At 31.1% G+C, this 26,419-nt stretch carries 23 protein-coding genes; 17 read left to right on the top strand and 6 right to left on the bottom strand.

Annotation, left to right across the window (positions count from 1 at the left end; translation table 11 throughout):
* Window positions 1-449: 449 nt before the first annotated feature.
* The 4 genes from AC0N0V_RS15425 to AC0N0V_RS15410 all read left to right on the top strand — a co-directional run bounded on the left by AC0N0V_RS15425 (window position 450) and on the right by AC0N0V_RS15410 (window position 5,002).
* Window positions 450-1,082: a winged helix-turn-helix domain-containing protein gene (locus AC0N0V_RS15425; RefSeq protein ID WP_474458946.1), complete on the top strand. Its 633-nt coding sequence runs from the start codon at window positions 450-452 to the stop codon at window positions 1,080-1,082.
* A 49-nt stretch (window positions 1,083-1,131) separates the two neighbouring features.
* Window positions 1,132-1,470, top strand: coding sequence for a hypothetical protein (locus AC0N0V_RS15420; RefSeq protein WP_474458944.1), 339 nt, complete (start codon window positions 1,132-1,134; stop codon window positions 1,468-1,470).
* An 85-nt stretch (window positions 1,471-1,555) separates the two neighbouring features.
* On the top strand, window positions 1,556-3,322 hold the full coding sequence (locus AC0N0V_RS15415) for a sigma-54-dependent Fis family transcriptional regulator (RefSeq protein WP_474458942.1): 1,767 nt from the start codon (window positions 1,556-1,558) through the stop codon (window positions 3,320-3,322).
* Window positions 3,323-3,730: 408 nt separating this feature from the next.
* Window positions 3,731-5,002 (top strand): L-cysteine desulfidase family protein, encoded by a 1,272-nt coding sequence (locus AC0N0V_RS15410; protein ID WP_474458940.1) that lies wholly within the window; start codon window positions 3,731-3,733, stop codon window positions 5,000-5,002.
* Between the two features lie 23 nt (window positions 5,003-5,025).
* Here the strand turns inward: AC0N0V_RS15410 and safA are convergent, their stop codons facing one another.
* A complete protein-coding gene (gene safA, locus AC0N0V_RS15405; protein WP_474458938.1) occupies window positions 5,026-5,643 on the bottom strand; it encodes a SafA/ExsA family spore coat assembly protein in 618 nt (205 codons plus the stop codon).
* 126 nt (window positions 5,644-5,769) lie between these two features.
* Window positions 5,770-6,930 carry a transglutaminase domain-containing protein gene (locus tag AC0N0V_RS15400; RefSeq protein WP_474458936.1) on the bottom strand — a complete coding sequence of 387 codons (1,161 nt, stop codon included), beginning with the start codon at window positions 6,928-6,930 and terminating at the stop codon, window positions 5,770-5,772.
* Between the two features lie 322 nt (window positions 6,931-7,252).
* On the opposite strand from AC0N0V_RS15400, the gene AC0N0V_RS15395 reads away from it, so the two are divergent.
* The 6 genes from AC0N0V_RS15395 (at window position 7,253) to AC0N0V_RS15370 (ending at window position 12,763) form a co-directional block, all read left to right on the top strand.
* Window positions 7,253-8,368: an aminopeptidase gene (locus AC0N0V_RS15395; RefSeq protein ID WP_474458934.1), complete on the top strand. Its 1,116-nt coding sequence runs from the start codon at window positions 7,253-7,255 to the stop codon at window positions 8,366-8,368.
* A gap of 157 nt (window positions 8,369-8,525) precedes the next feature.
* Window positions 8,526-9,875 (top strand): CCA tRNA nucleotidyltransferase, encoded by a 1,350-nt coding sequence (locus AC0N0V_RS15390; protein ID WP_474458932.1) that lies wholly within the window; start codon window positions 8,526-8,528, stop codon window positions 9,873-9,875.
* A gap of 171 nt (window positions 9,876-10,046) precedes the next feature.
* Complete coding sequence (locus tag AC0N0V_RS15385; protein WP_474458930.1) at window positions 10,047-10,712, top strand: Ntn hydrolase family protein; 666 nt, start codon at window positions 10,047-10,049, stop codon at window positions 10,710-10,712.
* Window positions 10,713-10,923: 211 nt separating this feature from the next.
* Window positions 10,924-11,136, top strand: coding sequence for a hypothetical protein (locus AC0N0V_RS15380; protein ID WP_474458928.1), 213 nt, complete (start codon window positions 10,924-10,926; stop codon window positions 11,134-11,136).
* Window position 11,137: 1 nt separating this feature from the next.
* Window positions 11,138-11,428, top strand: coding sequence for a spore coat protein (locus AC0N0V_RS15375; RefSeq protein WP_474458926.1), 291 nt, complete (start codon window positions 11,138-11,140; stop codon window positions 11,426-11,428).
* Between the two features lie 252 nt (window positions 11,429-11,680).
* Window positions 11,681-12,763: a S1C family serine protease gene (locus AC0N0V_RS15370; RefSeq protein ID WP_474458924.1), complete on the top strand. Its 1,083-nt coding sequence runs from the start codon at window positions 11,681-11,683 to the stop codon at window positions 12,761-12,763.
* A gap of 204 nt (window positions 12,764-12,967) precedes the next feature.
* Here AC0N0V_RS15370 and AC0N0V_RS15365 read toward each other — a convergent pair whose 3' ends face one another.
* Window positions 12,968-13,504, bottom strand: a complete 537-nt coding sequence (locus tag AC0N0V_RS15365) for a nitroreductase family protein (protein ID WP_474458922.1) — start codon at window positions 13,502-13,504, stop codon at window positions 12,968-12,970.
* A gap of 203 nt (window positions 13,505-13,707) precedes the next feature.
* Here AC0N0V_RS15365 and AC0N0V_RS15360 point away from each other — a divergent pair, with 203 nt between their 5' ends.
* The 4 genes from AC0N0V_RS15360 to mglC all read left to right on the top strand — a co-directional run bounded on the left by AC0N0V_RS15360 (window position 13,708) and on the right by mglC (window position 20,236).
* Window positions 13,708-16,182 (top strand): WG repeat-containing protein, encoded by a 2,475-nt coding sequence (locus AC0N0V_RS15360; RefSeq protein WP_474458920.1) that lies wholly within the window; start codon window positions 13,708-13,710, stop codon window positions 16,180-16,182.
* Window positions 16,183-16,486: 304 nt separating this feature from the next.
* Window positions 16,487-17,524, top strand: coding sequence for a galactose ABC transporter substrate-binding protein (locus AC0N0V_RS15355; RefSeq protein WP_474458919.1), 1,038 nt, complete (start codon window positions 16,487-16,489; stop codon window positions 17,522-17,524).
* A gap of 194 nt (window positions 17,525-17,718) precedes the next feature.
* Entirely contained in the window at window positions 17,719-19,215 is a 1,497-nt protein-coding gene (locus tag AC0N0V_RS15350) for a sugar ABC transporter ATP-binding protein (protein ID WP_474464554.1), read from the top strand.
* Between the two features lie 16 nt (window positions 19,216-19,231).
* Complete coding sequence (gene mglC / locus AC0N0V_RS15345) at window positions 19,232-20,236, top strand: galactose/methyl galactoside ABC transporter permease MglC (protein WP_474458917.1); 1,005 nt, start codon at window positions 19,232-19,234, stop codon at window positions 20,234-20,236.
* Window positions 20,237-20,470: 234 nt separating this feature from the next.
* Here the strand turns inward: mglC and AC0N0V_RS15340 are convergent, their stop codons facing one another.
* Together AC0N0V_RS15340 and AC0N0V_RS15335 are read right to left on the bottom strand one after the other, a co-directional pair.
* Entirely contained in the window at window positions 20,471-21,697 is a 1,227-nt protein-coding gene (locus tag AC0N0V_RS15340) for an IS256 family transposase (RefSeq protein ID WP_474464472.1), read from the bottom strand.
* Window positions 21,698-21,934: 237 nt separating this feature from the next.
* Complete coding sequence (locus AC0N0V_RS15335) at window positions 21,935-22,483, bottom strand: MORN repeat-containing protein (RefSeq protein ID WP_474458916.1); 549 nt, start codon at window positions 22,481-22,483, stop codon at window positions 21,935-21,937.
* 298 nt (window positions 22,484-22,781) lie between these two features.
* Here AC0N0V_RS15335 and AC0N0V_RS15330 point away from each other — a divergent pair, with 298 nt between their 5' ends.
* Window positions 22,782-23,087, top strand: coding sequence for a hypothetical protein (locus AC0N0V_RS15330; RefSeq protein ID WP_474458915.1), 306 nt, complete (start codon window positions 22,782-22,784; stop codon window positions 23,085-23,087).
* A 916-nt stretch (window positions 23,088-24,003) separates the two neighbouring features.
* Here AC0N0V_RS15330 and AC0N0V_RS15325 read toward each other — a convergent pair.
* Complete coding sequence (locus AC0N0V_RS15325) at window positions 24,004-24,375, bottom strand: winged helix-turn-helix transcriptional regulator (RefSeq protein ID WP_474458913.1); 372 nt, start codon at window positions 24,373-24,375, stop codon at window positions 24,004-24,006.
* A gap of 196 nt (window positions 24,376-24,571) precedes the next feature.
* Here AC0N0V_RS15325 and AC0N0V_RS15320 point away from each other — a divergent pair, with 196 nt between their 5' ends.
* Both AC0N0V_RS15320 and AC0N0V_RS15315 read left to right on the top strand, forming a co-directional pair.
* A complete protein-coding gene (locus AC0N0V_RS15320) occupies window positions 24,572-25,135 on the top strand; it encodes a flavodoxin family protein (protein WP_474458911.1) in 564 nt (187 codons plus the stop codon).
* A gap of 383 nt (window positions 25,136-25,518) precedes the next feature.
* A complete protein-coding gene (locus AC0N0V_RS15315; protein WP_474458909.1) occupies window positions 25,519-26,169 on the top strand; it encodes an Ntn hydrolase family protein in 651 nt (216 codons plus the stop codon).
* Window positions 26,170-26,419: the final 250 nt, after the last annotated feature.

The following is a 26,419-nucleotide window of genomic DNA, read 5'->3' as shown; positions in this document are numbered from 1 at the left end:
AAGTATATAATATAGCTACATTTATACTTATAAAATTATTTTCTTGAATTCAAGATTAAGTAATCTTTACAACTTCTATTTTATATGATAAAAAAGTAAATTCAACTCTAAAGGCATGAAAAGGAAAAAAATGAGCATGAAAAGAATATTTTTATACAGATTCTTTTATGCTCACTTTTTTCCCTTTCATGCAATAATTACTTACATTTCCACTTATGTATGATACTTTTGTGGTTTTTTCCAAAGTTAGTTGAAATTTAATAGCTAAGTAGTAAGAAATAATTGTATAATGCTTAGAATAATAGTTATCTATAGTGATAGTAATTATAATATAAATTAATTAAGGAGTTTGGGTATCTATATAAGGTTCAACGATGAAAAATTAACTTATACCGAATAATTAAAATTCTTCTCCAAAAACTAAATGTACGGAGAGAGGAGTTTTAATTATGGGAAGAAAGTCATTCGGAATAGAAACATTACATGGATATAAAATTGAAGATTTAGTTGAACTAAAAAATAGTATTAATAGCAAGTATTCAAGATTAGTACTGACTGTAATAACAATGCGATATTTCGGACAGTCGAATACTGACATTACTGAGGCTACCAAGTTAAGCAAAACTTCCATTGTTAAGCATATTAAAGAATGGAATGCTCATGGCATAGAATCCATAAAAGATAACCGTGGTGGTTCTGAAAGTAAATTAGAACCAGAGATGGTTGATGATCTTATTTATGTGACTACAAATAAGTCACCTGCAGATTTTGAATTCACATGCCATAATTGGTCTTGCGAACTTTTATCTCTATATATTGAAAAAACATATGGAATAAAAGTATCAGGCGAAACAATAAGAGTAACTCTTATTGCAAATAGACTATCTTATAAAAGAACTCAACCAAGACCTACAAAAGCCAACAAAGATGAACAGGAGGCTTTTAAAAAAACTTTAGAAACAATAGATACCTTAGAGTCTTCATCTGAGGTAGTTGTCTATGCTTTAGATGAAACTAAAGTTAGTGTTGAATCGGACAACCGTCTGTTTTGGAGCCCTGTCGGGAATCCCCCCTGTTCTTGAAAAAAATGCTTCTCATGATGGCGTTAATATTATAGGCTCTACTTCAATTTTGGGTAATTTTCATACTGTTAATGACTTATATTCTTCCGAACACTCTATAACTTCAAAAGAAGTAAAAACTCATATAGAATATCTTTTAGAAACTAATAAGGGTAAAAAAGTAGTAATATTCATGGATAATGCTAAGTTTCATATAAGTTTTGAAATGCAGAGTTTTTTCTTTGATAACAAAGAAAAGCTAAGAGTGAAAAATATTGGAGCTTTTAAAGGTGAGTTAGTATTAGATTCTGTTCTTGAAGCGAGGGCTGATGAAACACTGCGAACCTACTCTTCAAACAGTTTCCCAAACTTAGAGTTAAGTCGCACTCTCCCTTTAAGGTGTAGTTGAAACTATGCTTTTTTCTTATCTTTAAAACAAATAAATGATATACTGTAAGTAACTAAGTAATTGTAAGGCGAGGTGCATTAATCCTATGATACATCAGATAAAGGATGAGCTTCAAGGTATTGCTGAGACGATAAATGCAGTAGTTGGAATTGATATAACTATTTTAGATAAGACTCTGCTTAGAATAGCTGGCACTGGAATGTTTAAAGATAAGATTGGATTTTATGGTCCAAGGAATTCTGTGTTTGAGAGGTGCGTAAAAACCGGGGCGCCCTATTTTATTGCAAACCCTAGAGATTGTGATGAATGTATAATATGTGATGCCAAAGAACATTGTAATGAGAAGGCGGAGTTATGTTTTCCTATTGTTATAGATGAAAATGTTGAAGGTGTTATTGGAATGATTATTTTTGACGAAAGTCAAAAAGAGATGTTTTTGAAAAAACAGGATAGTTATAAAGACTTCGACAAGAGAATGAGTGAACTAATTTCTTCAAGAATTAGGGAAAAGAACATTAATCATAAACTTGAGTATAAATCTAAAGAACTTTTAACTGTAATTGATTCAGTTAACGAAGGCTTAATTATTATTGATAAAGATAATAAAATTATGAGTCTAAATAAATCCATTAAGGAGAAATTTAAACTTAAAAATTTTGATATAGTAGGAAAAAGTGTTAGAGAGCTACTTCCAGATAAGCTCGTTAATAGATTTTTAAAGACTAATTACTCCATGGAAGAAGAACAAGTAACAATAAATATAGAAAATTCAAGAAATGATTTTCTTTTGTCTATAAAACCTATAAATTTTAACAAAGAAATTTCAGGAGCGGTAATAACATTTAAAGATTTTAACAAATTACAAAGATCTGTATTTAAAATTAGTGAGAAACAGTCTATGTTTTCATTTGATAACATAATAGGTAATAGTATTGTATTTACTCAGGTTAAGGAGCAAGTTAAACAGATAGCAAAACAAAATGTTTCAGTACTACTTTTAGGGGAGAGTGGTACTGGCAAAGAACTTTTTGCTAGAGCCATACACTCCGAAAGTGGTAGAAAAAACGAAGTTTTTATGCCTATAAATTGTGGTGCCATACCTGAAAGCTTAGTAGAAAGCGAGTTGTTTGGTTACGAGAAAGGAGCATTTACAGGAGCTAGCAGTAACGGAAAAATAGGAAAGTTTGAGATTGCAAAGGACGGTACTATTTTTTTAGATGAAATAGGTGATTTACCTATACATATGCAGGTCAAGTTATTAAGAGTGCTAGAAGAAAAAGAAATTGTGAGAGTAGGCGGAGTAAATAGTATAAAGATTAGCCCGAGAATTGTTGCTGCTACTAATAAGAACTTATATAAGATGGTAGAGCGAGGAGAATTTAGGGAAGATTTATTTTATAGGCTGAATGTTATACCTATTAATATTCCTTCACTAAAAGAAAGAGGGTACGATATATTAGAACTCTCAACTTACTTTTTAAATAGATATAATACTATATATGAAAAAGATATTAAAGGCTTCACAATTCATGCTAAAGAGGCACTGTTAAGATATTCTTGGCCAGGTAATGTTCGTGAATTACAAAACTTAATAGAATATGCAATTAACTTTGAAAGAGAAAATTACATTACTTTAAATACAATAAATAAAAGAATAACCAATGAAAAGGAAGAGTTTAGCGAAGATAAAAGTTTAAAAGAGATGGTTGCACAATATGAAAAGCAAATTATAAATGAGCTAATAGAGCATTATGGTTCCCATACTGATGCTAAGAAAATAATAGCAAAAAAATTGAAAATAAGTACTGCAACATTATATCGTAAGCTTGAGGAAGAAATTTCTCAAAAATAATAATTTATTATCATTTTTGAGAAATTGCTAAATAAAGCTAAGGGTGTACAGATACAAGGACTAGATAGGTATGTAAAATAAAAATATTAGTTTTATAGTTAAAGTGAATTTACCAATTTTAAATTTTATATCATTTTTGAGAAAAAATAGTATATAGTTAAAAAATATAAATATATCTATCCTATATAATCAAAAAATATTTGGATTATACAGGATAGATATGTTTATTAATGGATAAGATTTTGGCTAAAATTTGGATAATGGTGGTTAAATCTTTAGTAATACAATATTTAATGTTTTATTAATAAAACATTAATGGAAATTAGGTGAAATGAAAGTAACATTAATAACTTTTGGCACGATAATTGCTTATTAATAATTACATATAAGTATTAGGAGGTACGAGCTATGAAAAATAATGAATTATTAATAAGTATTTTAAAAGATCAGGTAGTTCCAGCTCTTGGCTGTACAGAACCAACGGCTGTTGCATATGCTGTAGCAAAAGCTAAAGAATTATTAGGTGAGGAAGTTGAACGTTTAAATATTAATGTAGATCGTAATATTTTAAAGAATGGTAAAGAAGTTGGTATACCAGGAACAAATGAGAAAGGAATCGTAGTTGCAGCAGCTTTAGCATTAGTTGTTGGAAAATCACAATATAAGCTTGAGGTCCTAAGAGAAGTTACTAATACTAGTCTTGAAGATGCCTTAAAAATAATAGATAAAAATGTTATTAATTTAGAATTAAAAAGAGATGCATTAGGGCTGTATATTGAAGTATTAGCTACAGGGAAGAATAATACATCAAGAGTATTGATTAAAAAAACTCATCTAAATATAGTTTTACTTGAGAAAAACGGGCAGTGCATATCTTCGACTGAGGAAAAAGAAGAGGTATCGAAACCTTCTTTAAGAGATAGAATTAAGGAATTTACAGTTGCAGACTTAAAGGAGTTTGTTGATACTGTGGATTATGATGAAATCGAGTTCATTAAGGAAGGTATAATAATGAATAAGAGAATTGCTGATGAAGATATTAAATATAATTTAGGTATTGGTCTTGGAAGTATGCTTAAAGATGAAAAAGGGGATATAGAACAGTACGCAAAAGCAATAACAACAGCGGCGTCAGAAGCTAGAATGTCAGGACATCCTCTACCTGTTATGAGTAGTGCTGGTAGTGGTAATCATGGTTTGGTTGCAGTACTGCCGATAGCTATTATTGGTGAAGGTTTGAAGATAAGTGAAGAGAAAATAGTTAGGAGTGTAACATTAAGTCATTTGGTTACTATATATATAAAAAGTTATACTGGTGCATTATCTCCAGTTTGTGGTTGCGGAGTAGCTGCTGGTGTTGGTGCAAGTAGTGGGTTATCTTATCTTTTAGGTGGGAACTTAGAGCAAATAGGTGGAGCAATTAAAAATATGATAGCAGGAATAAGTGGAATGATATGCGACGGAGCAAAAATTGGATGTTCATATAAATTAGCTATATCAGTAAATGCAGCGGTAGATGCGGCAAAAATGGCTAATAAAAATATATTTATTCCATCACAAGATGGAATATTAGATAAATCAGTGGAGAAGACTATACAAAATTTAGGTAGAATATCTAATGAAGGTATGTCAAATACTGATGATATAATTTTAGATGTTATGATGCAAGGGTGTAAGTAAAAACTTACACCCTAATTTTAACCCTAATATAATGGTTTTATAAACATCTGAGTCCAATAACATCTTCCCTGAGCATCTTTTGCAAGACCTACGCCGAGCTCTGTATAAGACGGACTTAGAATATTAGCCCTATGACCAGGAGAGTTCATCCAGCCGTTCATAACTTCTTCAGGAGTTCTTTGTCCCATAGCTATGTTTTCACCTGCAGATGAAAATTTTATACCGAATGATTCCATCATGTTAAAAGGAGAACCATAAGTTGGAGAAGTATGAGAAAAATATCCTTTATTTATCATATCTTGAGATTTATATCTAGCAACCCTTGCAAGCTGCCAATTTGCTTTCACTGGCTGTAGACCTGCTGCTGATCTCTGAACATTAACTAAATCAATTACTCTGCTTTCTATTGTTTTTACATCAATATTTGGTATATTTATTTTTTGTCCAGGATAAATCATAGCTGCATTGCTAATTTGAGGGTTTGCAGCAATAATTTCACTTAAGCCTACTTCATATTTTACGGCAATTTTCCACATACTATCACCAGGAACTACAGTATAAGTTGTAGATTGCGCATGAACCTTACTACCAATTAACATCAAACTTAAAAAAGTACTAGCTAATATAGTTTTTTTATTCAATGTAATCACCTCAGTCAATATTGTGTGGAGGTAGCATCGGTTTTATGTTAAGTATATAGTGTAATAAGTGCAATATTCAATTAAAAAAAACAATTTATTACAAATAAACATGATATTATTTGAGTATTATTCGAAGTATATAGTTATATATTCTGCACCGGTAATCTCATCAGTATAGCGGCTCCAACTGTAGGTTCCATTTTTCCATAGTTCATCATATATTTTATTTACAGTTCTTTCCTCATTATAAATACTTGCATCATAATTTAATATTTTAGTAGTTATCTCTGATTTACCATATTTAACTGCATCCTTTATAGAACTATAGAATTCATTATAGTTTTTTACCATTTTTATGTTATTCCCGTTTTTATCTTTTTCTGTTAGATTTAAGTTGTTAACGTTGTAGTTAGTACTAGTACATTGAGGATAACTATTTTTTTTCCATCTATGATTTTTTTCTATTTGTGCATCGGTAATATTAAAATAAGAATATCTTGACTCGTTAGAACCATTTTCTGATATAGGATCATCCCAAGTAGGATCTAAGTGGTAATACTGGCCATCAATTTTAACTATATTCCAAGCGTGACTAATCCACCCAGTTTCGTCTTTAGCTTCACCAATTACTATTCTTGATTCAATACCAGCAGCTTTTAAAAGCCTGTCCATCAATTCTGCATAGCCTTGACATACTCCTGTATTATTAACCAGTAAACCATAGGCTGTATAAGATTCTTTAGGCATATTTCCTGTAAATAGCCTTTTATCATAGCTAGCATTATTTACGACAAAATCATGCAAGACTACTTCTTTCTCGTAATCTTTCATTTCTGATTTTATTAGCTTTTTAACAAGTTCATCAACTTTTTGTTGTACAAGTTTTTCTTTATTCATTAAATTTTCTTTAGTATCATTATACTTAAATTCAATTGTTAATTTTGCAGGAATTGAGGCTACTACTGTTGCAGAAGACCCTTCAGAAACTCCTATTAACTGAGGGGTTTCTTCTACAATTTCCCTAACTACATCTAGACTATAAATATTCTCATCATAATTCAATATTATAAGGGTTAACGAGCTTTCATAATTAAGCATAGCCTTTTTTATAGCAGCACGATATTGATCTTTATTAGTAACTATTTTCAAATCTTCACTAAGAACTTTACTACCTGCAAGCTTGTACCAAACTGCATTTGTCTTCTGAGAATAACTGGATATACCAAGAGTAAATAATAAAAGCAAAAAAATTGATGCAAGGATTTTTAAATATCTTTTTTTAAGCATAGTTATCTCCTTTGAGTATAAAAACTATATTTCATCTGATTTAAGTTTCACTTCATAAATAAGTACTACCCTATAAGTAACATATATTTATGGTAAGTACAATGAGAATATAAATGCAGGTATGGTTCTTTGTGTAAATTAGATTAAAGTGTACATAATAAAAAGTGATACCAAAACAGTAATGTAAATATTTACTGTTAATTTAGACATATTTTGATAAAATAAATATTTTATATTATAATATGTGTAAAGTTACATTTTAATAACATATATGACAGTTAAGTATTAACTTTCAATTAAAGGGAAAATGGAGGTAGCAAATATGAAAGATCAAAGAATAGTAATGCTTGCGAAGAATTTAATTAATTACTCTTGTAATATTCAAAAAGGAGAAAAGGTTTTAATAGAGACAATTGGAGAACCAAATCCTTTAACTCTCGAACTTATAAAACAAACATATTTAGCAGGGGGAATCCCTTTTGCAACAAATAAATTACCACAAGTAGATAGAGAGCTATATATGAATTCCACAACAGAACAGCTAGAAATGATGTCTAAATATGAAGCGGCTAGAATGCTAGATATGGATGCTTATATAGGACTTAGGGTTCCAAGCAATTTAACAGAAACCTCAGATGTACCGGGGGAAAATATGTCAATGGTTATGAAAAATTTTTGGGAGCCTGTACATGGAAAAATAAGAGTGCCTAAGACTAAATGGGTAGTTTTAAGATATCCAACTGAAGCTATGGCTCAAGCTGCAGGAAGTAGTACAGAAGCTTTTGAAGATTTTTATTTCAATGTTTGCAACTTAGATTATAGTAAAATGTCAAAAGCTATGGATTCATTAGTAGAATTATTAAATAAAACAGATAAAGTTTATATAAAAGGTGAAGGAACAGACCTAAGATTTTCTATCAAAGGGCTTAATGCTATAAAGTGCGATGGAAGATTGAATATTCCAGATGGAGAGGTTTATACAGCACCAGTTAAGGATTCTGTAAATGGATACATTACATATAATACACCAGCAGTTTATAATGGATTTACCTATGAAAATATAAGATTAGAGTTTAAAGATGGTAAGATAATTAAGGCTACAGCAAATGATACAGAAAGAATAAATAAAGTCTTTGATACAGATGAAGGTGCAAGATATGTAGGTGAATTTGCTATAGGAGTTAATCCATACATATTGAAACCAATGAAAGATACTTTATTTGATGAAAAGATAGCAGGCTCAATTCACTTTACTCCAGGTGCATCCTACGATGATTGCTTTAACGGGAACAAATCATCAGTACACTGGGATTTAGTTTATATTCAAAGACCTGAATACGGTGGAGGGGAAATTTACTTTGATGATGTTCTTATAAGAAAAGATGGTATATTTGTAGTTGATGAATTGAAAGGATTGAATCCTGATAAATTGAAATAATAAAGTAGTAAGGTTGGAGTGAAAATTAATGAATTTTTACTCCAGTTTTTATATGGAAAAGATATAATAGATACAAAATAGTAGTATATGAAATAAACTATATAGTAAGTAAACATAGAGTTCCAGAACTTTAGAGAAACCAAAGGAGAAATAGTAAGTGGATAAAATTAAAATTGTTATTCCAAAAGATGTAAAAAATATAATAGATATTTTGGGAAGTAAAGGCTACGAAAGCTATGTTGTAGGTGGATGTGTAAGGGATAGAATTTTAAAAAAGCAACCAAAGGATTGGGATATAACTACAAATGCTTTGCCAGAACAAACTATGAAAATATTCAAAGATAAAGGATTCAGGGTAATAGAAACAGGATTAAAGCATGGAACAGTAACAATTCTCTTAAATAATATTGGATATGAAGTAACAACTTACAGAATAGAAGGAGAGTACTCAGATAATAGACACCCTGATTATGTAAGATTTACAACTTCACTGAAAGAGGACTTATCTCGAAGAGATTTTACTGTCAATGCTATGGCTTATAATGATGAGAATGGATTAGTGGATTATTTCAATGGAATTGAAGATTTGAATAATAAGATTATTAAAACCGTTGGCAATGCTGAGGATAGATTTAATGAAGACGCATTAAGAATGCTAAGGGCTGTAAGATTTTCCGCGCAATTGGGGTTTGTATTAGATAAGGATGACTTATTTTTAAGTATTAGAAAAAATGCACATCTAATAAAAAATATAAGTCAGGAACGTATAAGAGAGGAATTATGTAAAATTTTAATTTCAGATAAGCCTAGTTACGGAATAGCATCTTTAAAAGAAAGTAATTTACTAAAATATATTTTACCAGAACTAATGCCTTGTATAGATTTTGAACAAAATAATATACATCATGATAAGGATATATTTAATCATATATTAGTGGTGATAGATAATACTCTAGCAAAACTAGAAATAAGACTTGCGGCGCTTCTTCATGATATAGGAAAACCACAATGTTTTACAATAGGAGAAGATAAACAAGGACATTTTTATGGACATAATAAGGCAAGTGCTGATATATGCAAAAGTGTATTAAAACGACTAAAGTTTGATAATAAAACAATAGAAAAGGTCTCCATATTGGTCTATGAGCATATGAGCAAGTTTGACAACATGAAATCTTCTAATGTAAAAAAATTTATCAATAGAGTAGGTGTTCAAAATTTAGAGGATTTATTCCAGTTACAAATAGCAGATATTAAGGGATGCGCCAAGGAATTTCATGATACAAGTAAGGTTTTAAATTTAAGAAATAAGTGTTTAGCTATATTGAATGAAGGACAGCCGTTAAGCATAAAAGATTTAGATATAAATGGACGAGATTTAATGAATTTAGGTATAAAGCAAGGTAAACAAATAGGTGAAACCCTAAATAGTTTGCTTGAGATTATACTTGAAAATCCTGAGTTTAATAAAAAGGAAAGACTTATAGAAATTGCTAAAAATATTTAATAGCTTATAATTTGTAAAATTGATAAATGTTTAATGTAGTATATGTAGTTAAAATGTTTATTAAAGCTCTAAGATTTTTGTATGATAATTAATTGTTGTACCATAAAACTGTTATAAAAATAAATTCTTCTTAATATAACTTAGTATAGCAAGCTTACAGAGGAGATAGATATGTCAATTGTAATTACCATTACAACTCATGATGGTATCGTTATGGCAGCAGATAGTAGGCTGACATATGAAGATAAAAATAGATATATAGACGATTCTAGAAAGCTATTTTTGACTTATCAAAATATAGGAATTGGATTTACTGGGAATACTATTAAATCTAATAGTATTTATACAAGAGACTTAAGAACAGATATTGTTGATTATATTGAAAATATATACAATCGTGAAAAGTACGGACTAGATAAAATATATAATCATTTTCTGGAGTATTATGATCAGTTAGATTCGCTAAATTTTAAGAATCATATTTATATAGCTGGTTATGAAAGCAGTATACCTACTGTTTATAATATAAGTACTTTTGATGGCATAGAGACGGAAAAAGTAACAGGTTACTTTATTGCTAGTGCTTATGCAGAAGGTGCCGCTGAATTTATAGATGATATCTTTAAAGAATTTGACGAGGAAAAAGTTAAAAGTCTAGGAATTAAGAGTGCAATAGATTTAAGTGAACAGTGGATAAGAGAAGCTTCTCTTCTAGACAATTATATCGGAGGTCCAGTTGATATACTATTAATTAAGAAAGATAAAGCTAGATGGATAAAACACAAAGGTGGTAGACACAAGCTTTTATCCCAAAGAATACCTTTTAATTTATTTTAGGTAATATCACTACTTATGTTATGGCTTTGTTTTTAAAATACAATTAAATATTAATATTTTGCCTAAAACATATTCATTTATTTACTAGTGAATATGTTTATTTTATTTAAGGTTGTTTGAAATAGTGTGGATTAAAATTCCATGTTTAATAATTACCTTAAAGCTCAAAATATAATAGTAATCGAATATTATTAAATTGGAGGTAACTAGTATGAGAAAACTTTCTGAAGGTGAAATATTATCTTTAACAGGATTGTTAACAATGGAGAAAGATGGCTTGGTACTTGCAAAAGCTATGCAAAATCTAATAACTGATGATGAATTAAAAAAACAAGCTGAAGCTGGTGTTTTAGCAATGGAAGGTAGAATAAAAGGAATGCAGCAATTTATTAACGAGAGTGAAATAACTGGGGAGGTGCAATAATATGGCAAATTTTGTAGGAACAATGATAAAAAATGGCATGGACATGAATGATGAGGTTATAGCTGATAGCATGATGGGTTCTGCAAAAGCTGCGGCAGATGCATATCTTAATGCTACTATGTTAAGTGCTACTCCAGAATTAAGAGCAATGTATGGAGCGAGTTTAAATCAAGTAATTGCAGGGCATACAGCTCTTGTAGAACTTACAGTAAATCGTGGTTGGGAAAAACCTTATAATTCACCTGTACAACAGCTAACCGAAGCTTATGACAAGTCAAAGGGCTTAGTTTAGTTAAAATAAATTAAGTATCTATAAGCTTTATAAAAGATATCGCGTTTATGTTATATAAACAGATATCTTTTTTATTTATTCCCATAAACAAATCTAAAGAAAATATAAAGTTAGTTTATAGGATAAAATTATATGAGTTGCGAGAAAATAAATTATAATTCGATTAAGTTTTATGGATATATTAAGAAATACTGAAATTTAACTTGTACAAATATCATTAGAAAACACTTAAGGAAAGTAGAGGGGCAGAACATGTACATAAAGAATATAAAAGAGACATTTAGGCCTAAGTATCTTTATACAAGCATAATATTGTCAAGTTTATTGTTAACAGTTGCAGGATGTGGAAACTTATCTTCGAGAAATTCACAAATTCAAGGTCAAATATCAAATTTAAAACAGGGAGGTATAGCAATTGGAAATACCACGAATGTATCAGAAGCAGCAGGAAAAGTAATTCCATCTGTAGTTGGGATTACTGCAACTATAACTAGTGCAGAGGGAAGGCAAGAACAAGGAGTGGGATCAGGCGTAATTGTAGATCCTAATGGATATATTTTAACTAATAATCATGTGGCAGGAAAAAACATAGAAAATATTATTGTATCTTTATACGATGGAAGAGAATTAAGTGGGAAAACAGCTTGGGCGGATCCAGTGCACGATCTTGCAATTGTTAAAATAGATGCAAATAACTTGCCTGTGGCTACTCTTGGGAATTCACAGGGAATAAAGATAGGAGAGCAAGCAATTGCTATTGGAAATCCCCTTGGATTGACATTTCAAAGAACAGTAACAGCAGGAATTATTAGTGCCATGAACAGAACAATCGAGGTACAGGGTGGGAATTTTATGGAGGGATTAATTCAAACAGATGCTTCTATAAATCCAGGAAACAGTGGAGGCCCTTTAATTAATGTTAATGGAGAGGTGGTAGGTGTAAACACAGTTAAAGTATTTACAGCAGAAGGAATGGGATTCGCTGTACCTATTAATATTGCAAAGCCTGTTATTACAAAAGTAACTAATAATGGTAGCTTTGCAACTCCTACAATGGGTTTTCAAGGATTAGATAAGGAACTTTCTAAAGCTTACGGTTTTGTAGTCAATAAAGGAGTATATGTTTATGATTGTAAGGATGATGGATGTGCTTACAAAGCTGGAATAAGGAAGGGGGATACTATCTTGGCAATTGATGACAAGCCTATAAACACTGCTTGTCAGTTAAAAGAAGCAGTTTATGCAGCTGGGGCAGGCAACAATGTTAAACTTAGAGTAAAAGATGCTCAGGGAAGAGAGAAAGATGTAAAACTTACTTTGGACAAATGGAAGTAGAGAGAAGTAATATAATATAATTAATATCCTGATGAACTTATATGAGCTTCATCAGGATATTTTTCAGTAGATTAATATATAACATTATGAAAAAATCGTTAAGTTTTTATAATGAATAAAAGAGATACTTATCGTTTAACATCACTCTCTATTTAAAAAAATGGAATAGGTCTTAAATAATATTCACAAAAGAAATTATAATGATTATTTTATATTGTAGTTAGTACCGTAGCTATTTGAATATACTTTTTCGTAGCTTAATTCTTCTTCTCTGTGCGGTAACTTAGTCTCATCAGGGTGGCCAATTGACACAATAGATAAAACTCTTATATCTGAAGGAATATTTAATATCTGCTTAACATAATCTTCAGAACTTATTTCCTCGCTATGCTTTCTTTCTCTTATTTGAATCCAGCAGGAACCAAGCCCAAGAGCCTCAGATAAAAGATGAATCACAGTCGTTGCAATGGATGTATCTTCTATCCATACATCGCTTTGTGAGGGATTTCCAAGTACTACTATGCCAAGTTGTGCATTTTTTAGAAAACCTGCACCAGGCTTTGAAAGTGAAAGTTTTTCAAGTAGTAGGTTATCTTCCACTATAACAAATTCCCAAGGTTTTAATCCTCTTGATGAAGGGGACAACAGAGCACCTTGGATTAATTTTAGGACTAAAGTTTTATCCAGTTTCTTATTAGTATACTTTCTGATACTTCTTCTCTTTTTTAGTAATTCTAACAACTTTAACACCTCCAGAAAATAATTTCTTTGTAAATATTACCACAATAATAAAATTAATACTATATCATTTTAAGATTAATAGAATGAAAATTACACAGAATTTTAAGGGCATTAACATATCCTTAGGCTTTTTAAAATCAAGCACAGAATAGAAACTTATTCATATAATATACTTAGGAGTAATAAAATGGAGAAGTTTTGATATGTACTGTGAAACTTGTTTAACTGATTTTGTGAGTAAATATATACCTCCAATGGCAAAACTCTTAGAACTAGAAAAGCCCTATAAAAGACCAGCAATACTTGTAGCTGATATAGATAGAGATGGAGAATTGGAAGTAACTGCAGCCTACAAATTGATGGGTGAATGTTATGCTGTAATAATAAAAAAATACGGAACTATATGGAGTGTTGCTACTAATATTAAAGGTAAAGGATATGATATAAACTATCTGAATGCTGCTAATATTGTAGATGAAAAAATTAATAATTTAATAATAGGATGGCAAATAGGCGGAATTTGGTCTAATCTAAGTATTTTTGAATGGACTAATAAAGGTGTGAAAAACATAGTTAAAGGGGATATGACATATAGTGAAATTGAAGTACAGAAAATGGGAAGAAAAGAAGGAAAAGCAGAAATAGCATTATGGAAGCATGATACAGGAGAGGCATATAATATTGAAGTGCTTAGATGGGTTAATGGAAGATTTTTACCAGCACTAGATTCATATTCTTATTATTTTAAAAATGTAGTCCTATACTATGAGCAGAAGGTTAAGGAGATGCCAGATGCAGCTTTTTACTGGTATCACCTTGCGGATGCACTGTTAAAGGTTGAAATGCCAGAGAAAGCTTTAAGAGCTGTTCATATGGCAATGAAGTTAGTTATGAAATTTAATTATGAGTATCCTTCTCAGCAGGATTTAATTAATCTAGAGAAAGAAATATTAGATAAGCTACAAAATAGGGTAATAAAACTACATCCAGCATCTATTCGAACAAGTAATGGTATAAAGTGGGGATTTATAAATAATAATGGTGATTTTGTAATTAAACCTATGTATAGTAATGCTTATAGCTTTCAAGATAACGGACTAGCAATAGTACAAGAGAATAATCTCTATGGAATTATAGATGAAAGTGGAAAATATGTTGTAAGGCCAAGGTATGAGACTATTAATCAGTTTTCGGAAGGAAGAGCAGCAGTTGTAGATAATAGTGGTTTTAAGGTAATTGACGAAAAAGGGAATGAACTTACAAAAACTTCGTATACTTTTGTAGGAGGCTATAATGAAGGTAGGGCGTTAGCAGCAAAGACTGGTTTACAGGGAGAGTGGGTATACGGATATCTAGGAAAACAGGGCAATGAGGTCATACCTTTTAAATATAAAGATGCAAGTGACTTTAAAGAAGGAAGAGCTATTATTAAGTTAAATGAAAGAGAGTATGCACTTATTAATGTTAACGGGCAAATATTAGAAAACTATAATTATGCTTTTGTAGGAAACCTTGGAGAGGGCCTTTTAACATTTAAACAAGAGGAGAATGGTAAATTTGGATTTATAGATGAAAACGGAAAGATAGTTATACCGCCTAAATATACAGGAACACAACCTTTTAATCATGGAAGGTCTGTAGTTAACGTTTCTGAGGACTATGGTAATATGTATGGTTTGATAGATAAAAGTGGAAAGCTTATAATAAAACCCGAATATAATGATGTAAATTTATTAGGAGAGGATAGAGTTGCCGTTGGAATAGCAATTAGCAAAGAAAATCCTCGTATTGGTTCAAAATATGCAATTGCAGACACTAATGGTAAATTTCTCACAGATTTTATTTACTACGGTGTTTCAAACTATGATAATGGTTTTGCATCAGTATATGATAATAAATATACATTTTTTATTGATAGAACAGGAATGATATCAAAGAATCTTCCTAAGGTAAGTGGAATAGGAACTTTATCTTTCGAAGGAGATTTAATCAGAGCAGATATTGATCAGAGACTATACTATCTTAATAAGGCTGGAAAAGTAATATTTAAACAAAATACTATTATTCCTTTAAATAATCAGTATAGTGTAAAGGACGAAAAATATAAGCCGAATAAAGATTATTTAGTATATTACCCGCAAATAGAAGGCATGAAAAATAAGCAAGCTCAATCGAAGGCAAATAATCAGTTAAAGGAAATGTCTGCAGTTAAACCTATAGAGAGTAATGTTCAGCTTGATTATAGCTATGCAGGTGATTTCTCTATCGAATTTTTCAGAAAAAATTTATTAGTTTTAGAGTTATTAGGATATCAGTATTACTTTGGTGCAGCTCATGGAATGCCATCTAGGATTTATGCCAATGTAGATTTAATAACAGGAAGATTTTATGAACTCAAGGATTTATTTAAAAGGAATAGTAATTACATTAAAGTATTAAGTGATATTATAGAATATCAAATAAAGAATGATAAACAGTATGAGTATGTATGGATTGATAGCTATAAAGGAATTAAAGAAAATCAGCATTTCTACGTAAAAGATGATGCACTATATATTTACTTTGACGTTTATGAAATTGCTCCTTATGCAGCAGGAACCCCAACATTCAAAATACCTTTTAAAGACATAATGAATATTATTGATGTTAACAGTGATTTCTGGAAATCATTTAATTAAAGATAGGAATAAAAGCTTCCTCTAGGATTTTCTAGAGGAAGTTTTTATATTCTGTTTATAATCTAGATGGAAAATAAATTTTTAAATATTAAAATAATAGTAATAAATCTTTAAGAAATAAAATAAAGTATAGTGTGAGATAAATGTTTCGTCTTATTAAATTTACATAATATTTGCAAACGTTCTATATATGTATTAGGGTGTCTAAGGGGAAGTATTATTGATCTATATTATTTTTACTAGCTTTTTAGTAGATAACTATAGATCATGATATAAATTTTAAAATACTTAGGGGGTACTTTTAATGAAAAAGGTAATTTCAATGGTGATTTTAGCAGCGGCATTAGCAGCAGGTTTTACAGGATGCGGATCAACTGAGCAGGCTTCAAAACCGGCAGAAACTAAAAATGAAAAAGCAGCTATAGGTTGTGCAATTTATAAATTTGACGACACATTTATGACAGGAGTTCGTAATGCCATTTCTGATGCTGCAAAGGATAAAGCTAATGTAGAAATAGTAGATAGCCAAAATTCACAAGCCACCCAAAATGATAAAGTAGATCTTTTTATAACTAAAAAGGTAAAAAGCTTAGAAATTAACCCTGTTGATCGTACAGCAGCAGGTGTAATTATCGATAAAGCACAGAAAGCGAACATACCAGTTGTATTCTTTAACCGTGAACCTCTACCAGAAGATATGAAGAAATGGGACAAAGTTTATTATGTTGGTGCGAAGGCTGAACAATCAGGAACAATGCAAGGGGAACTTATAACTAAGTATTGGAAGGCTCATCCAGAAGCAGATAAGAACAAGGATGGAGTTATTCAGTATGTAATGTTAAAAGGTGAACCGGGTCACCAAGATGCTGAACTTCGTACAAAATATTCAATTAAGGCTGTAGAAGATTCAGGATTAAAGGTACAAAAACTTGCTGAAGATACTGCTATGTGGGATCGTGTAAAAGGACAAGAAAAAATGGCTGCATTCTTAGCTTCAAATGGAGATAAGATAGAAGCAGTGTTTGCTAACAACGATGATATGGCCCTTGGAGCAATTGAAGCTCTAAAAGCTGGTGGATATTTTAAAGGGGATAAGTATGTTCCAGTAGTTGGTGTTGATGCAACCGCGCCAGGATTACAAGCAATCCAAGATGGAACAATGCTTGGAACAGTATTAAACGATGCTAAAAATCAAGGTATTGCTACATTTAAGGTTTCAGAAGTCCTTGCAAAGGGAGAAACTCCAAGTAAGGAAAACGTTGGCTATGATATAACTGATGGAAAATATATATGGATAAACTACAAACCAATAACTAAAGAAAATATGAATGAAGCTAAATAAGCATTTAGTATTATAACTAAAAATATTCTGAAAAGAAAACAAGGAGTAATGTACTTTTTCATTGACTCCTTGTTTTCTAACTATAAGATTCAAATTATTTTAACGAAGCTTCAGGTGGGGGTTGAAATCCGAAAAGATAGCCATCTGATGAAGATATATAGGAGGTGAACAAGGTGAATGAAGAGAAGTACCTAATGGAAATGAATAATATTTCAAAAGAGTTTCCAGGCGTAAAAGCATTAGATAATGTAACTTTAAAGGTGCGTGCAGGTACTGTACATGCGCTTATGGGAGAAAATGGTGCTGGTAAGTCCACACTTATGAAATGTCTTTTTGGTATATATAAACAAGATTCAGGTGAGATACTGTTAAATGGGGAAAAGGTGATTATGAATAGCTCTAAAGATGCTCTTGATAAGGGTATTGCAATGATTCATCAGGAGCTTCATCCAGTTAAATTTCGAAATGCTATGGAAAACATGTGGCTAGGAAGATTTCCATTGAAGAATTACGGTTTTTTTAAGTTGATTGATGAAAAGAAAATGTATAAGGACACTGAGGAGCTATTTAAAGGCTTAGATATAGATGTTAATCCAGATACTATAGTTGGAAGTTTATCAGTTTCCATAGTGCAACAAATGGAGATAGCTAAAGCAATTTCATATAATGCAAAAGTTATAATTATGGACGAGCCTACTTCCTCTTTGACTGAAAATGAAGTAGAGCATCTATTTAAAATTATAAGAGATTTAAAAGAAAAAGGAGTTGCAATTATATATATATCCCATAAGATGGAGGAAATACTTCAGATATCCGATGAAGTAACTATAATGAGAGATGGAAAAAAAATTGGTACATGGGATGCTGAAGAATTAACTACAGATTTAATAATTTCTAAGATGGTAGGACGTGATCTTACAAATAGATTTCCAGATAGAGATAACGAAGCTGGAGAAGTAGTATTAAGAGTTGAAGGACTAACATCACCATTTCCAAAATCCTTTAAAAATGTCTCCTTTGAAGTGAGAAAGGGAGAAATACTTGGAGTAGGGGGATTGGTTGGTGCCCAGCGAACAGAACTTCTAGAAGCACTTTTTGGACTTAGAACAGTTGAGTCAGGAAAAATCTTTATTGATGATAAAGAAATCAATATTAGGTCACCAATTGATGCTAAAAAATATAAAATAGCACTATTAACTGAGGAACGACGGGCAACAGGTATATTTCCAATACTATCCGTTCTTGAAAATACCGTAATTGCAAATATAGAAACTTACAAAAATGGAATTGGACTCCTTGATGATAAGAAGAGGAGAGAAGATACAGAAAAGGGAATTAATATGCTGAAAACTAAAACTCCTTCTGCAAAAACTTTAATTAAAGACTTATCCGGTGGAAATCAACAAAAGGTGCTATTATCAAGATGGCTTCTTACAGAACCAGAGATATTGATTCTCGATGAGCCTACTCGTGGTATTGATGTAGGTGCAAAGTATGAAATATATTCTATTATTGTGGAACTAGCAAAGCAAGGTAAAAGTATCATAATGATATCTTCTGAAATGCCAGAACTTTTAGGAATGTCTGATAGAATAATGGTTATGTGTGAAGGGAGACTTTCCGGAATAATTGATGGAAATAGTGCAACAGAAGAGGAAGTAATGCGTCTTGCCAGCAAGTACATGGTATAATAAGGGGGGCTTATAAATGGCTATTTCAAATCAAAAAGGTATAAAGAACTTTATTACACAGAATGCAATTTATATAGTTCTGGTAGTACTTGTAATATGTATTGCCATTAAAGATCCACGTTTTTTATCTATAAACTGCCTTCGTGATATATTGATTCAAAGTTCTACAAGAGTCATTATTGCACTTGGAGCCGCATTCATAATATTAACTGGTGGTGCCGACCTTTCTGCTGGTCGTGTAGTAGGTTTCTCAGCAGTTATCTCTGCTTCAATGCTTCAATCACCGGATTATGCAAGAAGGTTTTTTCCGGATTTACCTCAGTTATCATTAATAATACCAATTTTAGTTGCCGTTTTTATAGGACTTGCGGCTGGCGTTATAAACGGCATTATTGTATCAAAATTTAATGTGCCAGCGTTTATAGCAACATTAGGTACAATGGTTATCGTTTATGGAGCAAACTCTATTTACTTTAATTTACCTCCTAATAATTCGCAACCTATAGGAGGTTTAAGAAAAGATTTTTCAGAACTAGGGACAGGATCAATATTCGGCATTCCCTACATAGTAATTATTGCTATAATAATAATCCTAATAATATGGGTAGTTTTAAACAAAACTGTATTAGGCAAGAGTATATATGCTATAGGTGGAAACAAAGATGCTGCTATAGTTTCTGGAATTAATGTTCAAAGGAGCATACTATATTTATATGCAATTGCTGGTACACTCTATGGAATTGCAGGTGTTCTTGAAGCTGCAAGAACTGGAGGAGCAACAAATAATTACGGTAATATGTACGAGTTAGATGCAATAGCGGCTTGTGTTGTTGGAGGATGGTCAGTATCAGGGGGCGTTGGTACTGTTCCAGGGGTAGTAGTCGGTGTACTTATATTTAGCGTAATTAACTATGGTCTTACCTTTATAGGAGTTAACCCATACTGGCAACTTATTATAAAAGGTTTAATAATTGTTTCTGCAGTAGCCTTTGATATTAGAAAGTATATTTCTAAAAAATAGATATGGTAGTCATCGAATAAAAGTTAGCCCCGGAGAACGTTCATAGGTTTGTGTAAAATTATATAGATGAGGTCTAACTTAATTGGAAATTACTATAGGAAAAAATTCCTGTAGTAATTTTTACTTTTTGTGGTAATACTAGATAATGTCGTAGTATAGCTTTTATCTGTTAGTATTGTTTGTAATTTTTTCATTATTATTCTCTTTTATTCAAAAAAGTACAAGCGTAGCTTTTTAGATATATTGTTCAAGCCTATCTTCAAACATTATACTAAGTTGAGCTAATGTTAAGAACCAGTTCTGACTCGGCGAAGTCCATTTTCTCATAATCTGCTCTGTAGCTAAATATAGAGCTTTCATCAATGAATCATCCGTAGGGAATGATGTTCTAATCTTAGTAAATTTTCTTAGCTGCCTGTTGAATCCCTCTAAAGCATTTGTAGTATATATTATTCTTCTAATCTCTGGTGGAAAAGCAAAATATGTAGATAAGTTCTCCCAGTTATTCTTCCAAGACTGTATAACTATTGAATACTTTTCTCCCCAAGTGTCTTCCAAAGTTTGAAGGGAATTTAGAGCTATTTGCTCACTTGTTGCTTGATATACAGATTTTAAATCCTTCATAAAAGCCTTACTGTCCTTTGAAGCTACATATCTTATAGAATTTCTAATCTGGTGTATTATGCAGTTTTGTATACTTACATTAGGGAACACAGCTTTTATAGCATCAGGCAAACCTTTAAGACCATCCATACAGGCAATTAGTATATCCCTTACCCCTCTATTTTTAAGGTCGTTACAAACTGATAACCAGAACTTAGCTCCTTCCTGTTCTCCAATCCAAATACCAAGTATATCCTTATAACCCTTAGTATCTAAAGCCATACAAATGTATGCAGCCTTACTTACAATCCTATGTTCTTCTTTAACCTTAAAATGAATAGCATCCATATAAACTATAGGGTATACAAGGTCTAACGACCTATTTTGCCAGGCGATAGCCGTTTCGATAACCTTATCTGTTATTTTTGAAATCATCGTAGGAGATATATCAACTCCATAAAGTTCATCAATTTCTGATTTAATATCGTCCACAGACATGCCTCTTGCATATAGACCTATAACCTTTTTATCAAGCTCATTACAAACTGTTTCATATTTCTTCACAATCCTAGGCTCAAATTCTGATTTTCGGTCTCTTGGCACACTTACATCAACTTCTCCGAAGCTGGTTCTAATATTCTTCTTACTATAGCCATTTCTGTAGTTCTTATTATCATTGTTCTCTCTCTCATACTTCTCTCTACCGAGATGTTCTTCCATCTCAGCCTCTAAGAATTGCTGAATTATGTTGCCAAATAACCGTTGCATTAGCCCATTCTTTCCAACTAAATCCTCCATACTCTTACATTTATTTAGTTCTTTATTTAAATCTATATCTGGTATTTGTAATTGTTTCATTTCTTTTTCTCCCTTCATAAATCATTGTGGTTATTATTCCCATAAATACCAGCTATACATACATAAAAAAAGCATACATAGATTTGATTTACACAAATCTATGTATGCTCCCTAGCCCCGTACATTATTGTACGGGGTTTGTTACCAAGCCTAGTGTTTTGAACCTAGGTTTTCAGTATTTCTGTAAGAAGCCACTATTCTTTTAGATTAGTCGTAGTTAACAAAAGTTAATAAATATTAGTCTGTAATAAGCTTATTATCCTTAAATTCTCCCATAAGAATCTCGCCATTAGCACATAAGTACATACCTTTTCCTTCTCTATTATCATCTTTCCATTGACCAATGTATTTTTCACCATCTGACCAAATATGAACACCTTCACCATGTCGTAGGTCATCTTTCCATCCACCTACATAAGTATCTCCGTCAGACCAAGTATAAATGCCTTCCCCATTCTTTTCACCATTTTCCCATTGACCAGCATATTTTTCTCCATCAGGCCAAGTGTATACGCCATATCCATGTTTTTCATCATTTTGCCATTCGCCAATGTACTTTTCACCGGATACCCAAGTAAGAGTACCTTGACCATGCATCCTATTGTTATGCCATTGTCCTACATATTTGCTACCGTCCTTATAAAGATAAGTACCTTCGCCTTCCATTCTGCCGTCTACTCTATCTCCAGTGTAAGTTCCACCATGGATATGTTCTTTTACTGTTGGCTTAACATTGACAATTTTTATTTTGTTCAAATCCTTATTGTCTAGCTTTATATTTTTCATTTTAAATTCTCTCCTTTGTATATGTAATGGATTTTTATTAATAATATTATTTAATAATAGATTTATTAGTTATGTAACTACTAATAGTATAACCCTTTTTTTAGGTATAACACAGAGTAAGTTCAGAAGTAGTTTAATAGATTAATAAGTATCTTATGTGCCACAGCTTTAAATTCCGCTTGAACATTGTAATATAGTAACTATAGAATTATATCATAATATGGAATATAATTTTATAATATTGTATAATAATTTTTCATACTAAATATAATCTATAGAAGATAAGGGAGAATAAGAAATGGCAAAGAAAAACACTAGAAATAACGATTTATTAAATATTAATAAGGCAAAAACATCTCCTAAAATATATTCTTTACTAGTAAAACTAGTAAATGAAGATAGAGAAGATCTAGCAGAAGTAGTTCTAAAAGTAGATTATCTATTAGAGTATGCGAGCAGTAGTATCAAACAAAAGGATTTTGATGAGGCTAGAGAGGGTTTAGATAAAGCTAAAGCTAGAATAGATATGTTAAAAAAGGAAGGTGTAGATACAGAGTACTTAGAGTATCTATATGAGGGAATAGCAAAAAAATCCATAAAGTAGGCCATTGCAAAAAAGGGCGACTAAATCGTAAGTTACGTCATGTTATAAGATTAGGTTTATGGTGTTTCATCAGCCCTCACTTCGAGAACAGAATCTAATACAAAAGCACCTTTAAAAGCTCCAATTTTTTTTAATGTTTTCTTTTAGAAAACTGTAAAAATAATTGAGAGCTTTCAAGTGCTTCTGTATAAGATTCTGTAGACTCTCGTTCGAAGCTGATTCCACACCATAAGTCTAACCTTATAACAGTTGTAAATTTTAGTTTTCACCCTAAATTTTTTTATTATATACTGTAAAATGCCTATCCTAAAGGTATAGTAATGCCTCATGCCACAGGCTTTAAAAAGTATCTTTTTTATAAAATAGACCTATATGGTAAGCTTAATAAATAACGTCCGTAGGATTCAATACAATATTACGTATCTTTTAAATGAGATTTTATGAATATGAATTTATCTAATTTATAGATGAAGAATTTGATAATAAACTGAAATCACAAATTATGTTTTATATTTAACAAAACATAAATAAGATATAATTCCTTTTTTATGATCTTAAATGTGTTAACATTGTAAATTCATATTCATTAATCATAGAACTATGATATTTAAACAATATGTTTAAATTGTGACGTAACCGGGGACAACCGAGATACGTGTAAAAACAGACCATATGATGGATATTGATTCCAAAGTATAGCCTGTTCTTATTTCATTGTAGTTGGTGAACATTATGAATAGAGTTGGATTCGGAAGTTGAGATTAGAAAGAGAACAGTTTGATTTCAAGTCTGAATTATGCCTCGAATCAAAAACTACTCAATTTCCCAAACAATCTATAGGACTAAATTAAAAACTAATCACCGTTTATGATACGGTTAACTTAATAGGTAAACGTCGAATTTTAATGTATTATTTTTAAATTTCTTGATATTTTATATAATCATCCCACCAAATAGTTAATTCATAAAGTAATGGCAACAGACTTTTTCCTCTATCAGTTAAAGCGTATTCTACTCTTACAGGCATTTCATTATATTGATTTCTAGTAATTAATTCATCATTCTCAAGTTCACGTAATGAATTTGATAGCATTGTATTTGTTATTCCTGATATGTCTCTTTTTAATTCATTAAAACGCATCACTTCCTTTCTTAGTAACTGCCCTAATATGTGTAGTTTCCATTTGCCTCCGATTGTTTCCAGTACACTTTTTATAGGGCATTCTTGGTCAAAATCTGATTCTCTTATTAAATTTAAATATTGTTCTAATTCTTCTTTGCTAGCCATATCTATTCCTCCTCGGTACGAAAAATAGTACCTAATCACAAAATTCTGCGTTCTTGTTAATATAAATTTATTTAAGTATAATAATTATACCAAGTACTTTTATTTGAGTAAATATTATATAAAAGGGGACAAACATAGGTAAGTAGATAATTAATTCAATTCAGGAAATACTTGTATTTAGAAGGAGAGATATTAAGTGTCAAAAGTAGTTATTTTTAATGCTAGTCCAAGAAAGAATGGATATACTTCGAAATTATTAGAACAAGTGGCAAAAGGTGCTGAATCTAAAGGTGCTGAGATTATGGAATTTAATTTAAACGATGCTGGGATTCGTGGATGTCAAAGCTGCTTCTATTGCCGCAGCCATGATGGTTGTGCTATTAATGATTATCTTCAGCCAATGTATAAGGCTATTAGTGAAGCAGATGCTATTGTATTTGGTTCTCCAATCTACTATTATCAAATTACAGGTCAAGCAAAAGTTTGGGTAGACCGTACATTTTCATTGATTGATCATGATGGACGACACACCATTACACCAAGACATCCTGGCAAAAAGGTAGTAACAATATTTACTCAAGCTAATTCAAATCCTGAAATAAGTACAGAGGGCATTAAATATATTACTAATATTTTCAACGCATATGGTTGGAAATTAGAGGACAGTATTCACTTTTGCGGAACTACTAATCCTGATTTAACAGTGTTAGAGGAGTTATCTTTAAGAGCATTTAAGGATGGGGAAAATTTAGTTAGATAGATTCCTAGCACACCATCTGCCAAATAATCATAATGGTGGAGTGTATTGAACTGTAACTGTAATAGACATCTACGTGGTTAAAACACAATCTTCATATTGAACGTAACAACTGAAAAAATGAACAATTTACCTAAACACCGCAGAATTCAAAATTGAATTCTGCGGCGTTTTTGCGTCGCAATTCATTAATTAAATGTAGCTATCGTAATATTTAGTTTTTGTGATAGCTACTTAATCTTCTTAAATGACGAATTAACAACAAGTTATGCACAGATGAGTACGTTATAGATTACATTGACTATATGTAGTCTATGTGTAAAATGAATAAAATCAATCAGTGTATAGGAATGTACACTAGATATATGTGAAAGGATGAATTTTAAATGACTTGCTTAGCAACAATTTATACTAAACAAGGGATTGTAATGGCTGCAGATAGTTTAAAGATTGCAGTTAATAATTATATCGAAAAGAAAGAACTAGGACGTGAATCTATACAAAAATTATTCTACATTAGTGAAAGCAGAACTGGTATTTCTTCAATAGGTTATGCCGGATGGGATGGCAAATCTATTATTCAAATACTTAATGATTACGTCAAATCCGATAAGTTTTCTCCTAAATCTCAATTTAACGTTGCTTTAGGATTAAAATGTTTTTTAGAAGAGAATTATCCAAAACTTGAGACAAGCTATCACATTTGTGGTTATGATGAAAATGAACCTTTTGTATTTGACTTAGAATACACTTCTGAATCAAGCTTAATACTTACCAGGAAAAATGTTAACATGGATAATACACTGAAATATAATATACTTGCTTGGTGCTCTAATACCACAATAGACTATGTTGTTAAGCACTTGTCAGATTTTAATACTTTAGATATTCGGGGAGCCATAAATTATATTGAAGATTTGTATAAGATTGAAATGTCCGCATGTACAGATGTTGGCCGTCCAATTGATTATCTTGTATTAAATAGCACTAAAAGTTACTTTCATAAGGTTAAAAATCAAGAAGCTGCTACCCTATAATTTTTTTATCCCATTATTTCTCAACAAAAATCTTCTTTTGACCATTTAAACACCATATAACCACATAGTTAATATATAACAAGTTTTATCCATGTATTTTCTCCAATAAATATTGCAATCTTTGTTATAGACAACTCTTTTATAGAGGTGAAAGTGATAGCTAATATATTAATAACTTGTTGAAACAGATATCTACTTCTGAAAAACCTATGTTTTTAAGGTTGTTATCATCATATTTATTTATTTTCAA

This window comes from Clostridium sp. CS1-1 (assembly GCF_056135525.1).
This window is presented reverse-complemented; position numbering and strand designations above follow the sequence as displayed.

Excerpts from the sequence above, each read along its gene's own strand:
- AC0N0V_RS15425 (WP_474458946.1), top strand. The coding sequence starts at position 450 with ATGGGAAGAAAGTCATTCGGAATAGAAACATTACATGGATATAAAATT.
- AC0N0V_RS15415 (WP_474458942.1), top strand. The coding sequence starts at position 1,556 with ATGATACATCAGATAAAGGATGAGCTTCAAGGTATTGCTGAGACGATA.
- AC0N0V_RS15410 (WP_474458940.1), top strand. The coding sequence starts at position 3,731 with ATGAAAAATAATGAATTATTAATAAGTATTTTAAAAGATCAGGTAGTT.
- AC0N0V_RS15400 (WP_474458936.1), bottom strand. The coding sequence starts at position 6,930 with ATGCTTAAAAAAAGATATTTAAAAATCCTTGCATCAATTTTTTTGCTT.
- AC0N0V_RS15395 (WP_474458934.1), top strand. The coding sequence starts at position 7,253 with ATGAAAGATCAAAGAATAGTAATGCTTGCGAAGAATTTAATTAATTAC.
- AC0N0V_RS15385 (WP_474458930.1), top strand. The coding sequence starts at position 10,047 with ATGTCAATTGTAATTACCATTACAACTCATGATGGTATCGTTATGGCA.
- AC0N0V_RS15380 (WP_474458928.1), top strand. The coding sequence starts at position 10,924 with ATGAGAAAACTTTCTGAAGGTGAAATATTATCTTTAACAGGATTGTTA.
- AC0N0V_RS15375 (WP_474458926.1), top strand. The coding sequence starts at position 11,138 with ATGGCAAATTTTGTAGGAACAATGATAAAAAATGGCATGGACATGAAT.
- AC0N0V_RS15370 (WP_474458924.1), top strand. The coding sequence starts at position 11,681 with ATGTACATAAAGAATATAAAAGAGACATTTAGGCCTAAGTATCTTTAT.
- AC0N0V_RS15360 (WP_474458920.1), top strand. The coding sequence starts at position 13,708 with ATGTACTGTGAAACTTGTTTAACTGATTTTGTGAGTAAATATATACCT.
- AC0N0V_RS15355 (WP_474458919.1), top strand. The coding sequence starts at position 16,487 with ATGAAAAAGGTAATTTCAATGGTGATTTTAGCAGCGGCATTAGCAGCA.
- AC0N0V_RS15350 (WP_474464554.1), top strand. The coding sequence starts at position 17,719 with ATGGAAATGAATAATATTTCAAAAGAGTTTCCAGGCGTAAAAGCATTA.
- mglC (WP_474458917.1), top strand. The coding sequence starts at position 19,232 with ATGGCTATTTCAAATCAAAAAGGTATAAAGAACTTTATTACACAGAAT.
- AC0N0V_RS15340 (WP_474464472.1), bottom strand. The coding sequence starts at position 21,697 with ATGAAACAATTACAAATACCAGATATAGATTTAAATAAAGAACTAAAT.
- AC0N0V_RS15335 (WP_474458916.1), bottom strand. The coding sequence starts at position 22,483 with ATGAAAAATATAAAGCTAGACAATAAGGATTTGAACAAAATAAAAATT.
- AC0N0V_RS15330 (WP_474458915.1), top strand. The coding sequence starts at position 22,782 with ATGGCAAAGAAAAACACTAGAAATAACGATTTATTAAATATTAATAAG.
- AC0N0V_RS15325 (WP_474458913.1), bottom strand. The coding sequence starts at position 24,375 with ATGGCTAGCAAAGAAGAATTAGAACAATATTTAAATTTAATAAGAGAA.
- AC0N0V_RS15315 (WP_474458909.1), top strand. The coding sequence starts at position 25,519 with ATGACTTGCTTAGCAACAATTTATACTAAACAAGGGATTGTAATGGCT.